13 protein-coding genes and 1 pseudogene are annotated in these 12,931 nt (G+C 71.4%); 9 read left to right on the top strand and 5 right to left on the bottom strand.

All coding sequences use genetic code 11. From position 1 onward, the window contains the following. Positions 1–113: 113 nt before the first annotated feature. Together Dvina_RS31550 and Dvina_RS31555 are read left to right on the top strand one after the other, a co-directional pair. Entirely contained in the window at positions 114–263 is a 150-nt protein-coding gene (locus tag Dvina_RS31550; RefSeq protein ID WP_223092936.1) for a DUF1345 domain-containing protein, read from the top strand. Between the two features lie 53 nt (positions 264–316). Further along, positions 317–1,333: a hypothetical protein gene (locus tag Dvina_RS31555; protein WP_223092937.1), complete on the top strand. Its 1,017-nt coding sequence runs from the start codon at positions 317–319 to the stop codon at positions 1,331–1,333. A gap of 123 nt (positions 1,334–1,456) precedes the next feature. Here Dvina_RS31555 and Dvina_RS31560 read toward each other — a convergent pair whose 3' ends face one another. Then, positions 1,457–3,172 (bottom strand): RICIN domain-containing protein, encoded by a 1,716-nt coding sequence (locus Dvina_RS31560; RefSeq protein ID WP_223092938.1) that lies wholly within the window; start codon positions 3,170–3,172, stop codon positions 1,457–1,459. Positions 3,173–3,543: 371 nt separating this feature from the next. Between Dvina_RS31560 and Dvina_RS31565 the strand changes: the two genes are divergently transcribed. Together Dvina_RS31565 and Dvina_RS31570 are read left to right on the top strand one after the other, a co-directional pair. Next, positions 3,544–4,257: an esterase family protein gene (locus tag Dvina_RS31565; RefSeq protein ID WP_223092939.1), complete on the top strand. Its 714-nt coding sequence runs from the start codon at positions 3,544–3,546 to the stop codon at positions 4,255–4,257. A gap of 24 nt (positions 4,258–4,281) precedes the next feature. Further along, a complete protein-coding gene (locus Dvina_RS31570) occupies positions 4,282–4,590 on the top strand; it encodes an NIPSNAP family protein (RefSeq protein WP_223092940.1) in 309 nt (102 codons plus the stop codon). A 145-nt stretch (positions 4,591–4,735) separates the two neighbouring features. Here Dvina_RS31570 and Dvina_RS31575 read toward each other — a convergent pair whose 3' ends face one another. Further along, on the bottom strand, positions 4,736–5,935 hold the full coding sequence (locus tag Dvina_RS31575; RefSeq protein WP_223092941.1) for an ROK family transcriptional regulator: 1,200 nt from the start codon (positions 5,933–5,935) through the stop codon (positions 4,736–4,738). A gap of 121 nt (positions 5,936–6,056) precedes the next feature. Between Dvina_RS31575 and Dvina_RS31580 the strand changes: the two genes are divergently transcribed. From Dvina_RS31580 to Dvina_RS31595, 4 genes are read left to right on the top strand one after another with little or no spacing between them, the layout of a single operon-like run. Further along, a complete protein-coding gene (locus tag Dvina_RS31580) occupies positions 6,057–7,133 on the top strand; it encodes a sugar ABC transporter substrate-binding protein (protein WP_223092942.1) in 1,077 nt (358 codons plus the stop codon). Further along, a complete protein-coding gene (locus Dvina_RS31585; RefSeq protein ID WP_246655440.1) occupies positions 7,133–7,870 on the top strand; it encodes an ATP-binding cassette domain-containing protein in 738 nt (245 codons plus the stop codon). Before Dvina_RS31580 ends, Dvina_RS31585 begins: the two co-directional genes overlap by 1 nt. Continuing rightward, positions 7,867–9,018 carry a sugar ABC transporter permease gene (locus Dvina_RS31590; protein ID WP_223092944.1) on the top strand — a complete coding sequence of 384 codons (1,152 nt, stop codon included), beginning with the start codon at positions 7,867–7,869 and terminating at the stop codon, positions 9,016–9,018. Before Dvina_RS31585 ends, Dvina_RS31590 begins: the two co-directional genes overlap by 4 nt. Beyond that, complete coding sequence (locus Dvina_RS31595) at positions 9,015–9,905, top strand: ROK family protein (RefSeq protein ID WP_223092945.1); 891 nt, start codon at positions 9,015–9,017, stop codon at positions 9,903–9,905. Before Dvina_RS31590 ends, Dvina_RS31595 begins: the two co-directional genes overlap by 4 nt. Before the next feature lie 85 nt (positions 9,906–9,990). On the opposite strand, the pseudogene Dvina_RS54625 reads toward Dvina_RS31595, so the two are convergent. Beyond that, a pseudogene (locus tag Dvina_RS54625) lies at positions 9,991–10,155 on the bottom strand (FKBP-type peptidyl-prolyl cis-trans isomerase); the annotation flags it as partial. Between the two features lie 289 nt (positions 10,156–10,444). Between Dvina_RS54625 and Dvina_RS31605 the strand changes: the two are divergent. Further along, positions 10,445–11,527, top strand: a complete 1,083-nt coding sequence (locus Dvina_RS31605; protein WP_223092947.1) for an IS110 family RNA-guided transposase — start codon at positions 10,445–10,447, stop codon at positions 11,525–11,527. 6 nt (positions 11,528–11,533) lie between these two features. Here Dvina_RS31605 and Dvina_RS31610 read toward each other — a convergent pair whose 3' ends face one another. Continuing rightward, positions 11,534–11,926, bottom strand: a complete 393-nt coding sequence (locus tag Dvina_RS31610) for an FKBP-type peptidyl-prolyl cis-trans isomerase (RefSeq protein ID WP_223092948.1) — start codon at positions 11,924–11,926, stop codon at positions 11,534–11,536. Between the two features lie 74 nt (positions 11,927–12,000). Beyond that, positions 12,001–12,864: an alpha/beta fold hydrolase gene (locus Dvina_RS31615; protein ID WP_223092949.1), complete on the bottom strand. Its 864-nt coding sequence runs from the start codon at positions 12,862–12,864 to the stop codon at positions 12,001–12,003. Positions 12,865–12,931: the final 67 nt, after the last annotated feature.

The following is a 12,931-nucleotide window of genomic DNA, read 5'->3' on the forward strand; positions in this document are numbered from 1 at the left end:
GGCATCGGTGCTACCACCGATTCCCCGGGCCCCGGACTGACCGCAATACGACGTATCAGCGGGCCGCGGGCGCCGTCCGCGGGGGCGGCGGGTCAAAGGGCTTCACCCTCGGCATGACCTACCAGGTCTCGGACACCGAGCTGAAGACCCGGCCGATCCGGATCACCGCGCTGCGCCACGGCCTGCTGTCGTACCTCTTCGGCGCGATCATCCTGGCCACGACCATCAACCTCGTCGCCGGGCTGGGCAGCTCGGGCCGCTGACTCGGGCCGCGCCGAAGGGCGCCGGTGCCGCAGACGTGCCAGACTCGCATGCCATGAGCCTGGTCGACGCCCTGATCCAGGGCCTGACCGCGCCCGTCTCCGAGGCGCAGCGCGCCGCGTACGCCGGCCCGCCGTATCCGACGCCGCCCGCGCTCGTCGCGCCGCGGGCGAGCGTACTGGGCGAGCTGGAGGCCCGCCTGCCCGCGAACGGTGACGGGCCGATGACCGTCACGCGGGTACTCGGGCCGGTGCAGCCCTACCGCCTCGAGGTCCGCTCGCTGCGCCGGCCCGGCCCGTTCCAGTTCGCCGACGCCGCCTGCGCGCTGCTCGCCGTCGGCGCCCTCACCGACGACGACGCCGAGACGCTCCGGCCCCACCTGCCGCCCTCCTGCGGCATCGGCCGCCAGCAGGTGCTGAACCGGCTCGCCGCCGACGACGTCACCGGTGCCCGCGCGGCCGCCGACCGGATCGAGGGCGGCACCGGCTGGAAGGGCCACCGCGACATCGCCGCCGCCCTCGCCGACCGGGGCGACGCCGCCGGGTTCTTCGCCGGCTGGAAGCGCTGTGCACCGGTGAAGGACCGCCACGGCCTGGCCGACCTCAAGCGCCGGCTGGTCGAGGGCGTTGCACGCGCGACAGGCTGGGAGGCGGCGCTCACCCTGACCGCCGACAAGCGGCTCGGCCCGGCGTTCGCGAGGCACGCGTTCACCGCGTTCGGCGCCGACGTCGACGGCCTGCGCCGGGTCCTGGCCGGCGTCGGCGCGCTGCCGGAGCTCGACCAGCTCGCGCTGCTCGCCGAGGCCGTCCGGCAGGCCGCCGGCAAGGACCCCGCGAGCGACCACCCGTACCTGCCCGAGCTTGTCGACCGCATCATCGCCGTCGACCCGGCCACCGACCGCGCCACCATGCGCTCCCGCGACTGGCTGCTGTTCTCGCTGTGGCCGGCGATGGGCGAGCAGGCGACGCTCGAGCGCGCCCGCAGGGCGATCCGGACACCGCAGTACAAGCGGGAGCTGCACCGGCTGCCCCGCGATGTGACAGCTTCGCTCAGGCACCGCCCGGCGAGCTGATGCTCGCGCGCCGGAGGAACCCCCGCGCCGCGGCCTGACAATCGGCGGCGGTGGTAGTGCGCTACGCACCCGCGCGCCGGCAGCCGGCGCGGGGTGCGCCGGCTGCCGGTTCCTGCTGGGGTGTCACATCGTGGCGAACTTGAACTTCTGGTAGTCGGTCGTGTTGCAGGTGTTGATCACCAGGTAGGCGTTGACCGCCGTGGAGTTGCCCTCGAGCTGCAGGCACAGGCCGCCGGCTCCGACGTTGGCCAGGCGCTCGCTCGGGTAGCGCATCCACTGCTGCTTGGTGGTGCCGTTGCAGGGCGCCAGGATGACCCGGGTGTTCGCGGCGGTGCTGCCGCCGTTGAGGTCCAGGCAGCGGGCGTCGCTCGCGGTGCCCGTGTCGTTGTAGACCTTGTAGTAGCCGGAGGTGCCGGCGGAGCTGGACGGCACGAAGACCAGGCGCTGGCCGTTGTTGTAGTTGCAGCTGCGGTCCTGCAGGAAGCTCGTGGTCGCCGGTACGGTGCCGTCGGTCGACGAGCCCAGGCAGTAGCTGATCGCCGTGGTCGTGCTGCCCTTGCTCTGCATGATGTCGAGCGGGCGGACGTTCCAGTTCTGCGAAGCCGCGGCGCTGTCGCAGGTCACGACCTGCAGCGGCGTGTTGTTGGCGGTGCTGCCGCCCTGCGGTGCCAGGCACAGGCCCGAGCTGGCGTTGCGGATCAGACCGTTCGTCTGGAAGTACCACTGCATGCTCGTGTTGCTTGCATCACAGTTGTAGATCACCGCTGCGGTGCCGCTCGTCGCGCCGCCGTTGAGCGGGTAGAGGCAGCGCTCGCTGCCGTCGGCGAGCGGGCTGCCGGCCACGGAGCCGCCGACATTCGTGCGCAGGGTGCCGTAGATGCTGTTGTCGTTGATTGGCGTAAATGTCCACCACTGCGCGTAGGTGCCTGTGCAGCCAACGATCTGCACCGTGTTGTTGTCGGTGTCGGCATAGTTGAGCACGTCGGCGCAGGAGTTGGTGGCGCCGTTCTTCAGCGTCAGGATCGAGCTGACCTTCTTGCTCGTCATGTTGTACCAGGCTTCGCCGAGCGTCAGGTATCCGTTCGCGTTGCCCGTCTGCGTCTTGATGAAATCGTCGAGGTTGTTGCCCGGGTACTGGTTGGCGTAGAGGTCGTGCGCGAAGTTCGGCTTGTTGAACGTCGTGGCGATGTAGTTGAACAGGTAGCCGGCGTGCTCGTAGCCGTGCAGGTAGGTGAAGGTGGTCGGGTTCGCCACCGGCATGTTGCTGCTGTACACCCAGTAGCGCACGTAATCGCCGAAGCCCTCGACGATCCAGCTCGCGTTGAACACCGGGCTCATGCCGTAGGTCGCGATGTGCGTGCCCTCGTGGATGGCGAAGGACAGGTCCGGGTCGTTCAGGTGCCCGTCGATCCAGGGCGTGCCGACGAACATCGTGTTGCCGCTGACGTACGCGCCACCGTAGGTCGTGGTGGTGTTCAGCGTGATGCTCGTCGGCGCGTTCGCCTGCGCGCCGAGGTAGGTGACGATCTTCGGGTACCACTTCTCGAGCAGCCCCTTGACCGAGGTCAGGTACTGCAGGTACGTCCCCGTGACGCCGGACGCGATGGTGATCGGCGGCACCGGGAACGGGCTCGCCGGCTGCGTCGCCGACACCGTCGAACTGGCCGCCGAAGCCTCGTTTGCGGCATTCTTCGCGACGACCTTGTACGAATACGTCGTGCCGTTGGTGACACCGGTGTCGAGCCAGCGCTGCGTCGCGTCACCTGACGCGTATGCGGCGGTCGCCGCGACGGTGGCATACAACGCATTGTTGCGGTAGACGTCATATTGCGTCGGCACCTGACCGGAGGCGTAATTCCAGGTCAGTCCGATACTGTTCCCACCGACGAGTGCCCGCACATTCACCGGCGCACTCGGCGCGGCGGCGTGGGCCATTTCGGCCGGCAATCCCAGTGGTGCGACCACACCGACAGCCGCGGCGGTGATTGCCAGCGCTGCCCTCCTGGCCCGCTTCATGCGCGCGACCAACCTACCCAGCATCGATTGCCGCCCTCCCCGTTTAGGCGCTAGATCCGGATCACCATGGTCGCGTGCCGGTACGACGGGCGTCAATGTCTTGATCGACGACGGTCAACAGGGTAAAGGGCGGCCGGCGGCGGCCGCGGCAGGGCCTTCGCCGGGTGTTTCCACGGACCGGATACCGTCGGCGGATGCGTGAGGTGCAGCTGTCGGCGGGGCGGGTCGTGCAGTACGGGCACTGGGGCCGGCCGGTGCTCGTGTTCCCTTCGGAGGGCGGGGACGCGTACGAGTACGCCGACCGGGGCATGGTGCACGCGCTGTCACCGCTGATCGAGGCCGGGCGGATCAAGGTGTACTGCGTCGACTCCCACGACGCCCAGTCGTGGTCGGCCCGCCACCTCCCGATCGAGGAGCGGACCCGCCACCACGAGCGGTTCGAGGCGTGGATCGTCGGCGAGGTCGTGCCGTTCGTGCACGGCGACACCGGCCCGGACATCATCGCGACCGGGTCCTCGCTCGGGGCGTACCACGCGCTGAACCTGGCCCTGCGCCACGCCCACCTGTTCCCGCAGGCGATCGGCCTGTCCGGCCACTACGACGTCGGCGCGTGGTCGGCGTGGGGCGAGCGCGCCGATCGGACGTACTTCAACAACCCGGCCGACTACGTGCCCAACCTGCACGGCCCGCACCTCGACTGGCTGCGCGCCCGGCTGTCCCTGGTCCTCGTGTGCGGCCAGGGCCGGTGGGAGGACACCACCGGCGCGCTCGAGCAGACCCGGCGCATGGCGGCGCTCCTGCACGACAAGGCGATCCCGTGCGAGCTCGACGTGTGGGGTCCACAGTGGCCGCACGACTGGCCGTCATGGCGGGCGCAGATCGCGAAACACCTGCCCCGCTTCTGCTGACCCCGCCCTCCGTATGCTGGCCCGGTGATCACCTGCGTCGTGCACTACACCATCGACCCGGCCCGGATCGACGCGTTCGAGCGCTTCGCCCGCGAATGGATGCGCCTCGTGGCCAAGCACGGCGGCATCCACCACGGCTACTTCCTGCCGGCCGAGGGCGCCAGCGACCGGGCCGAGGCGCTGTTCAGCTTCGAGAGCCTGGCCGCCTACGAGCGGTACCGCTCCCGGTTCGGCACCGACCCGGAGTTCATCGCCGCCGACCGCATCCGCGACGAGTCAGGCTGCGTGCGCCGCTACGACCGCACCTTCATGCGCCCGCTCCTGCCGGACTGACCCGCAGCGGGCAGGCCGCCGGACAGTGCCCGGCCTCGCGCGCCTCGGCGCGGACCGGCTCCGGCACGCGGGCATCGTGGATGACCCGGTGCCAGAAGCCGCTCATCCGCCCGGCCCCCACCCGATCATGATCGCAGACCGGGCGTCAGCGGGTCGGTGCGGTGCGGTCCAGGACGAGGGTGCGGGCCTCGGCGAGGCCGATGGCGAGCGCGCCGAGCAGGACGGCGTCGGGGCCGAGGGTGGAGACCTCGATGCGGGGCGGGCGCAGCGCGACGAGGGTGCGCAGCCGCTCGGTGAGCGGGCTGGTGAACAGGTCACCGAGCTGGCTGCCGACGCCGCCGCCGAGGACCACCAGCTCCGGGTCGAGCACGGCGGTGATGCCGGCCAGGGCGTGGCTGACGTGGTCGACCTCGCGGGACACGGCCAGCCGGGCGGTCTCCTCGCCGGCGCGGGCGGCGTCGAAGACGTCCTTCGCGGTGACCGCACCGGGCAGGCCCAGGCGCCGGGCCACGCCCACGATGCCGTCGGCGGAGGCGACCGACTCGAACATGCCGCGGGGGCGGGCGGCGGGCTGCTCGAGCAGCGGGTCGCCCTCACCGATCGGCAGGTAGCCGATCTCGCCGGCCGCGCCGCGGAACCCGCGGTACAGCCGGCCGTCGATGATGATGCCCATGCCGGTCCCGGTGCCGATGGAGACGTAGACGAAGTGCCGGACGCCCCGGCCGAGCCCGTAGGTCGCCTCGCCCACCGCGGCCAGGTCGACGTCGTTCTCCACCACGTACGTCGAGCCGGCGATGCCCGCGAGCCGCTCGACGCTGCCGCGGCGGTCCCAGCCGGGGAGGTTGGGCGCCAGGTGCAGGGCGCCGGTGGCCTTGTCGTGGATGCCGGGGGTGCCGAACACGGCGAGCGTGATGTCGTCGCGGGTGATGCCGGCCTGCCCGGCGAGCTCCTCGGCGAGGCGGGTGAGCTGGGCGACGAGGTCGCGGGCGCGGGTACCGCGCGACGGCTCGTCCTTGCGCGCCACGATCGTGCCGACCAGGTCGGCCAGGCCGACGCGGACGTAGGAGCGCCCGACGTCGACGGCGAAGACCCAGCCCGCCTCGGGACGCACCTCGTACAGCATCGCCGAGCGGCCGGCGGCTCCGGCCCGGGTGCCGACCCGGCGCAGCAGCCCGGCCCGCTCGAGGTTGGTGAGCGCCACGGCCACCGTCGGCTTGGACAGCCCGGTCTGCTGCGCGAGCTCCGGGCGCGACACCGTGCCCAGCCGGAACGTCTCGGCGAAGACGGCGCGCTCGTTCATCACCCGCAGCACGCTCGTCGTGCTGGCGGTGTTCGTGGTCTGCACAGGCAACAGCCTGCCACATCAAGTAAAGAAGGGTCCTTTATCAATTTCGTAAAGGACCTTGCCACACGGCGGGCCGGTGGTCGACCATGCACCCAGTACCTCCGAGGAAAGGTGCCCCTCCATGCACGCAAGATGGTTCGTCGCAGTCGTGGCCGTCGCGGCCACCATCGTCAGCGGGTGTGGCGGCAGCACCGGCGGCAAGCCCGGCGGCGGTGACGCGCCGACGATCGCGCTGTTCCTGCCCGAGTCCAAGACGACCCGCTACGAGGCGTTCGACAGGCCGCTCTTCGAGGCCAAGGTGAAGGCCCTGTGCGCGGACTGCAAGCTGCTCTACGCCAACGCCGACCAGGACGCCGCGAAGCAGCAGCAGCAGGTCGAGGCCGCACTGGCCCAGGGCGCCGACGTGCTGGTGCTCGACGCCGTGGACGCGAGCGCCGTGGCATCCCTGGTCAACCAGGCCAAGCAGAAGAAGGTCCCGGTCATCGCCTACGACCGGCTGATCTCCGAGATCAGCTACGAGTACTACGTCTCCTTCAACAACGTCCGGGTCGGCGAGATGCAGGGCCAGGCCCTGCTCGACGCGCTCACCAAGGCCGGGACGACCGACAAGGGCAAGATCGTCATGCTCAACGGCGCGCCGACCGACCCCAGCTCGGCGGACTACAAGACCGGCGCGCACAAGGTCCTGGACGGCAAGGTCCAGATCGGCCGCGAGTTCGACACTCCCGACTGGAGCCCCGACAAGGCCCAGCAGGAGATGGAGCAGGCCATCACCGCGCTCGGCCGGGACACCGTCATCGGGGTGCTGTCGGCCAACGACGGCATGGCCGGCGGCGCGATCGCGGCGATGAAGCGGGCCGGCTACCCGGCGCTGCCGCCGATCACCGGCCAGGACGCGGAGCTCGCGGCGGTGCAGCGGATCCTCACCGGCGAGCAGTACATGACCATCTACCTCGACATCCGGGCCGAGGCCGAGAAGTCCGCCGAGCTGGCGGTCGCGCTGGCCAAGGGCGAGAAGCCGGCCGCACCCGCGAAGGTCGCCAACGGCACGGCCGACATCCCGGCGTTCCTGCTCGACCCGATCGCGGTCACCGCGGACAAGGTCAAGGACACGATCGTCAAGGACGGCTTCTACAAGGCGGCGGACATCTGCACCGGGCCGGTCGCCCCGGCGTGCGCCAAGGCGGGAATCCAGTAGTGCTCAGCGCGACAGGGATCAGCAAACGGTACGGTGCGGTCCAGGCTCTGGACGGGGTGAGCCTGGACCTGCCGCCCGGCGAGGTGGTCGCCTTGGTCGGCGACAACGGCGCCGGCAAGTCGAGCCTCGTCAAGGTGCTGTCCGGCGTCGTCACCGCCGACGACGGCGTGATCGAGCAGGACGGCCACCCGGTCCGCATCGCCGGCCCGCACGACGCTCAGCGCCTCGGCGTGTCGACGGTCCACCAGGACCTCGCCCTCTGCGAGAACCTCGACGTCGTCGGCAACCTGTTCCTCGGCGCGGAGCGGCGCCGCTGGACGCTGCTCAACCACATCAGGATGGAGCGCTCGGCCCGCGACCTGCTGTCCTCACTGGACGTGCGCATCCGGGACATCCGGGTGCCCGTCGCCATGCTCTCGGGCGGCCAGCGCCAGTCCGTCGCCATCGCCCGTGCCCTGATCGGCGAGCCGCGCGTCGTCATCCTCGACGAGCCGACCGCCGCCCTCGGTGTCGAGCAGACGGCGCAGGTGCTCGGCCTGATCCGGCGCCTGCGGGACCGCGGCCTGGCGGTGCTTGTCATCTCCCACAACCTGGCCGACGTCCGGGCGGTCAGCGACCGGATCGTGGTGCTCCGGCTGGGCCGCAACGCCGGCGAGTTCCGCACTGCGGACGTCGCCCCCGAGGCCGTCGTCGCCGCCATCACAGGCGTTGCCACAATCTTTGGGGGTACCGCATGAAGGCGCTGCTGCGCACGGCCGGCCGCACCGACCTCGGGGCCTGGCCGGTCGTCGGCGGCCTGATCGTCATCGCTGTCGTGTTCGGCTCCCTCAACGAGCGCTTCCTGTCCGCGGAGAACCTCACCAACCTGGCCCTGCAGATGGCGGCCACCGGCACCATCTCGCTCGGCATCATCATGGTGATCCTGCTCGGCGAGATCGACCTGTCGGCCGGCTCGGTGAGCGGTCTCAGCGCCGTGGCCATGACGATCCTCTCCGTGCACCACGGCTGGCACCCGCTGCTCGCGGTCGCCGCGGCCCTCGCCGGCGCCGCGCTGCTGGGCCTGCTGCACGGCTGGATGTTCACCAAGCTGGGCATGCCCTCCTTCGTCGTCACCCTGGCCGGCCTCATCGGCTGGCAGGGCCTGATGCTGTACCTGCTGGGCCGTGGCGGCACCATCAACCTGCCGTTCGAGGGCCTGCTCGCCCGGCTCAGCGACACCTGGCTGCCGCTCTGGGCCGGCTGGCTGCTGGCCGCGCTCGTCGTCGCGGGCTGGACCGCCGGCTCGGTGATCAATCGCCGGCTGCGCCGCGGCGCCGACCTGCCGGTCACGTCCGGCCCGTGGCTCGCGGCCCGGCTCACCGCCCTCGCCGCCGTCCTCGCGGGAGCGGTTCTGGTGCTGTCGGCCGACCGTGGAGTACCACTGCTGCTTGTGCTGTTCGGCGCTCTTGTCGTGGGCCTGGATCTGGTGCTGCGGCACACCGTCTTCGGCCGCCACATGTACGCGGTCGGCGGCAACGCCGAGGCGGCGCGGCGGGCCGGCATCAACATCACCCGGATCCGGCTGCTGGCCTTCATGGCCGCCTCCACCCTTGCCGCGTTCGGCGGCATCCTCGCGGCCAGCCGCCTCGCCGCCGTCAACCAGAGCTCCGGCGGCAGCGACACCCTGCTCATGGCGATCGCCGCGGCGGTCATCGGCGGCACGTCCCTGTTCGGTGGCCGCGGCCGCGCCTTCGCCGCCCTGCTCGGCATCCTCGTGATCCAGTCCATCACCAACGGCATGCTGCTGCTCAACGTCGACTCCTCGGTCCGCTACATGGTCACCGCCGTGGTCCTGGCCGTCGCCGTGGCGATCGACTCCCTCGCCCGCCGCGGCCAGCCGCGGTGACGCCCCAGGTCCTGGCCATCGACTTCGGCGGCACGAAGGTGGCCCTGGGCACGGCGACCACCGACGCCCTCGACGGCCGCCCGCACATCACGACCCGGCTGCCCACCCGCGGCGACCAGGGCGCCCGGCGAGTCGTCGAACGCGCCCTCACCGCCGCCCGGGAACTGCTGCGCACCCCGGCGGCGGTGGGCGTCTCGACCTTCGGCGTGCTCCGCGACGACGTGATCCGCCTGGCCCCGAACGTCCCCGGCTGGGACGGCCTGCCACTGCCCCGGCTCCTGCGCACCGAGTTCGGCGCCACCCCCGTCGCGATCGACAACGACGTCAACGCCGGCGCCGCCGCCGAACTGCGCTGGGGCGCCCTGCGCGGCATCGACGTCGGCCTGTACGTCAACCTCGGCACCGGCCTGGCCGCCGCCCTCGTGGCCGGCGGCCGCGTCCTGCCCGGCGCCCACGGCGCGGCCGGCGAGATCGCCTACCTGCGCGACCGCGCCGACGCCCCCACGTTCGCCGACGGCCACGCCGCGCTGGAGGAGTCGGTCTCCGGCAGCGCCCTGGCCCGCCACGGCTCCGCCCTGCTGGGCCGGCCCGTGACCGCCGCCGAACTGTTCGCCCACCGCCACGTTCCCGCGGTCGCCGCGCTCCTCGACGACGCGGTGGGCACCCTGTCCCGCACGATCGCCAACCTCTGCGTCACCTTCGACCCGCAACGGGTCGTCGTCGGCGGCGGCCTGATGGGCGCGGCCCCGCACATCCTGCCCCCGATCGCCGCCGCCCTCACCCGCTCGGTCCCGTTCCCCCCGGACCTGCAGGTCGCCACCTTCGCCGACGACGCACCGCTGATCGGCGCCCTCGCCATGGCGGTAACGCTCGCCACCACCGCCTGACCGGATCGCCCGGCCCGGCGGCACCCGGAGCCCGCGCGGTCAGTCGCCGTGGCCTCGGACCGGTCCCGGCGCCGCGCGCGGCTGCCTACGCCGCGGCGTCGAGGACGTCGACGATGAAGCGCAGGGCCCCCTTGGGCTCGCCGTGCTCCGGGTTGTCGCCGTACGCCTGGTCCGCCGGGATGTCGAGCTGGACCCGGCTGCCGACCGCGACACCGACGAGGCCGCGGTCGAAGCCCTTAATCAGCATGCCCTTGTCGACGCTTCTATATGCGTGGTGATCGAGTCCGGGTATTCGTGATCCGCTAGGTTCGGCGCTGGCCGTGACGGTGTGACCCCACAGCAGTCTGACCATTGACGTATGTGTCGTGTAGTCGACCTGTCCACCGTCGCGGCCGGCATCGGCCGCCACCCTTACTGGCCTGATCAGAAGCATGTCCGCTGGCCACGCCAGCGTGACCCATCACAGATCTGCCGTCGGGTGAACCTCCCGGGCCGACGCCGTTGACCGGCATCAGCCTTCAGGAAGGACACCCACCGTCATGCCAATCGAGGCAGGCCAGCCCGCCGATTCTCGCCCTGATCGACGCCGATGGGTCGTCGGAGTCGACACTCACACCGACACCCATGCCGCCGCACTGGTCGACGCCCTCGGCGAGGTCCATGCCCAGACCGAGGTCAGCGCCGACCCAGACGGCTACATCCGGCTGCTGGCCTGGGCCGGCGAGCACCTTCCCGCCGGCCAGCGGATGTTCTGGGCCGTCGAAGGCACCCGCGCGCACGGACACGGCCTGACCCGAGTGCTCCAAGCAGCTGGCCACCAGGTCATCGAAGCCGTGCCCCCCGTGCGAGGCAGCCGCCGCCGCGGCGGCAAGTCCGACCGGCTCGACGCCATTCACGCCGCTCGCACAGCGTTGATCAACGACCATCCCGCCACGCCCCGCGCCGACGGCCCTCGCGAAGCGCTGCGCCTGCTGGTCACGGCCCGCCAGCACTACTCCACGACGCGCACTGCCACGATCAACGTCTTCAAGTCGGTGATTCTCGGCGCCACGGAGCTGCGCGAACAGCTACGTCATCTACCCACTGCGGCCCAGATTCGCACCGTGCTCACCCTGCCCGAGCCCGAGACCGCCGATGTTGAGGAACGCATCCGTCTGCAACAACTCCAGACTCTCGCGCAGACCGTCACCGACCTGAACGCCGTCCTGGCCGCCAACTACCAGCAGCTGGAAGACCTCGTCCGACAGCTCTGCCCAGCGCTGCTCGACCTGCCAGGCGTCGGGCCGCAAACTGCCGCTGTCGCACTGACCGCCTGGTCGCATCACACCCGGCTGCGCGACGAAGCGGCATTCGCCGCTCTCGCCGGCGCCGCACCGCTACCCGCCAGTTCAGGACGCCACCAGCGCCACCGCCTCAACCGCGGCGGAGACCGAACCCTCAACGCCGCACTCCACACGATCGTTACCACCAGACGTCGCATGAAACACCCAGCCACCAGCGCATACATCGCCCGCCGCACTGCCGAAGGACTCACCCCGAAGGAAGTCCTTCGCTGCCTCAAGCGCTACACCGCGCGCCAACTCTTCCGGCTGATGCAGACCACCGCACCCGCAACCACTTGACAAACACTACTCACAGATCGCTGTCTCGAACACCTGCTTGCGGGTCCACGACGAGTCGAAGACCTTGCCGTCGGCCAGTGTCAGCCCGACGTAGTTGAGGGTGACCGTCTGCCCGCTCGCGACCTTGGCGCACGCGCCCTGGATGAGCACGGTCACGACGAGGTCCTTCGGGGTCGCGTGCGCCGCGCTGTCCACCGGGGCCGTGGCCAGCCGCGGGTCGAAGCCGCCCAGCATGGGCGGGAAGCCGCTGCCGGGCACCCGGGCGCAGGCCGCGGGGCTGGGGCTCGCCGCCTTCGCGCGTGCCGCCTCCGGCTGCGTCTTGGCCGGTGCGGTACAGCCGGCCAGGGCGAGCGGCAGGACGAGCGCGACGGCGAGGAGCGCACGGGCGCGGGTGGGCATGGCCCGTTTGTACCAGAGCGGCGCCAGGCCGATCGCCCGCGCTCGATCACGGTCGGATGCCCGGGAGCGCTGCGTCAGTCGACGAGGAAGCGGCGCAGCGCTTGCGCCAGCGCGTCGGGGTTCTCCTCGGCGACGTGATGGCCGGACTCGATCGGCTCGCCGCGCAGGTCGGGAGCCCAGGGTCGCCAGACGGCGAGGGGATCACCGTAGAGGGCTTCCATGTCGTCGCGGGTCGACCACAGCAGCAGCGTCGGGCAGCGGACGGTGCGACCGGCCCGCCGGTCGGCTTCCTCGTGATCGCGGTCGACCCCGAGGCCGGCCCGATAGTCCTCCAGCATCGCCCGCACCGTGGCCTCGTCGTGGATGGCGTCACGGACCTCGCGGTAGTTCTCGGCGCCCATCGTGTCCGGCCGTACGCTGTCGTACCACGCGTCGGGGTCGGCGCCGATGGCCCGCTCCGGCTTGTCGGGCTGAGCGAAGAAGAACCAGTGATACCAGTCCCGGGCGAACGTCGCGTCGCATCTGGCGAGCGCCTCGCTGATGGGCACGCCGTCCATGACCACCAGCCGGCTGACCAGGTCGGGATGGTCGAGCGCCAGCCGCAGCGCCACGTAGCAGCCGCGGTCATGGCCGACCACCGCGAACCTCGCATGTCCCAGCGCCGCCATCAACCGGACCATGTCCCCGGCCACCGCACGCTTGGACTGCTGCGAATGGTCCGGACGGAGCGCCGCCTTCCCGGACCGGCCGTAGCCGCGCATATCGGGGCAGACGACCGTGTGGCCGGCGTGCACGAGCTGTGGGGCGACCCGGTGCCAGGTCGACCCCGTGCGCGGATGCCCGTGGATGAGCAGCACGGGAAGTCCGCGCCCGGCATGCCGGACCCGCAGCTGCACTTCCCCCACGCCGATCCGCTCGTCGATGAAGCCTTCGAACATGCCCCGAACGTACCCCGCGCCGCCCGCCCGGCCCTCGCCCGGTGTTGATAAGCGCAGCTTATCGGCG

The organism is Dactylosporangium vinaceum (assembly GCF_019904175.1).
GTDB classification, from domain to species: domain Bacteria; phylum Actinomycetota; class Actinomycetes; order Mycobacteriales; family Micromonosporaceae; genus Dactylosporangium; species Dactylosporangium vinaceum.

Bases quoted from the DNA above. Each gene is read 5' to 3' on its own strand.
- Dvina_RS31550 (WP_223092936.1), top strand. From the start codon at position 114: ATGACCTACCAGGTCTCGGACACCGAGCTGAAGACCCGGCCGATCCGG.
- Dvina_RS31555 (WP_223092937.1), top strand. From the start codon at position 317: ATGAGCCTGGTCGACGCCCTGATCCAGGGCCTGACCGCGCCCGTCTCC.
- Dvina_RS31565 (WP_223092939.1), top strand. From the start codon at position 3,544: ATGCGTGAGGTGCAGCTGTCGGCGGGGCGGGTCGTGCAGTACGGGCAC.
- Dvina_RS31580 (WP_223092942.1), top strand. From the start codon at position 6,057: ATGCACGCAAGATGGTTCGTCGCAGTCGTGGCCGTCGCGGCCACCATC.
- Dvina_RS31590 (WP_223092944.1), top strand. From the start codon at position 7,867: ATGAAGGCGCTGCTGCGCACGGCCGGCCGCACCGACCTCGGGGCCTGG.
- Dvina_RS31605 (WP_223092947.1), top strand. From the start codon at position 10,445: ATGCCAATCGAGGCAGGCCAGCCCGCCGATTCTCGCCCTGATCGACGC.
- Dvina_RS31610 (WP_223092948.1), bottom strand. From the start codon at position 11,926: ATGCCCACCCGCGCCCGTGCGCTCCTCGCCGTCGCGCTCGTCCTGCCG.
- Dvina_RS31615 (WP_223092949.1), bottom strand. From the start codon at position 12,864: ATGTTCGAAGGCTTCATCGACGAGCGGATCGGCGTGGGGGAAGTGCAG.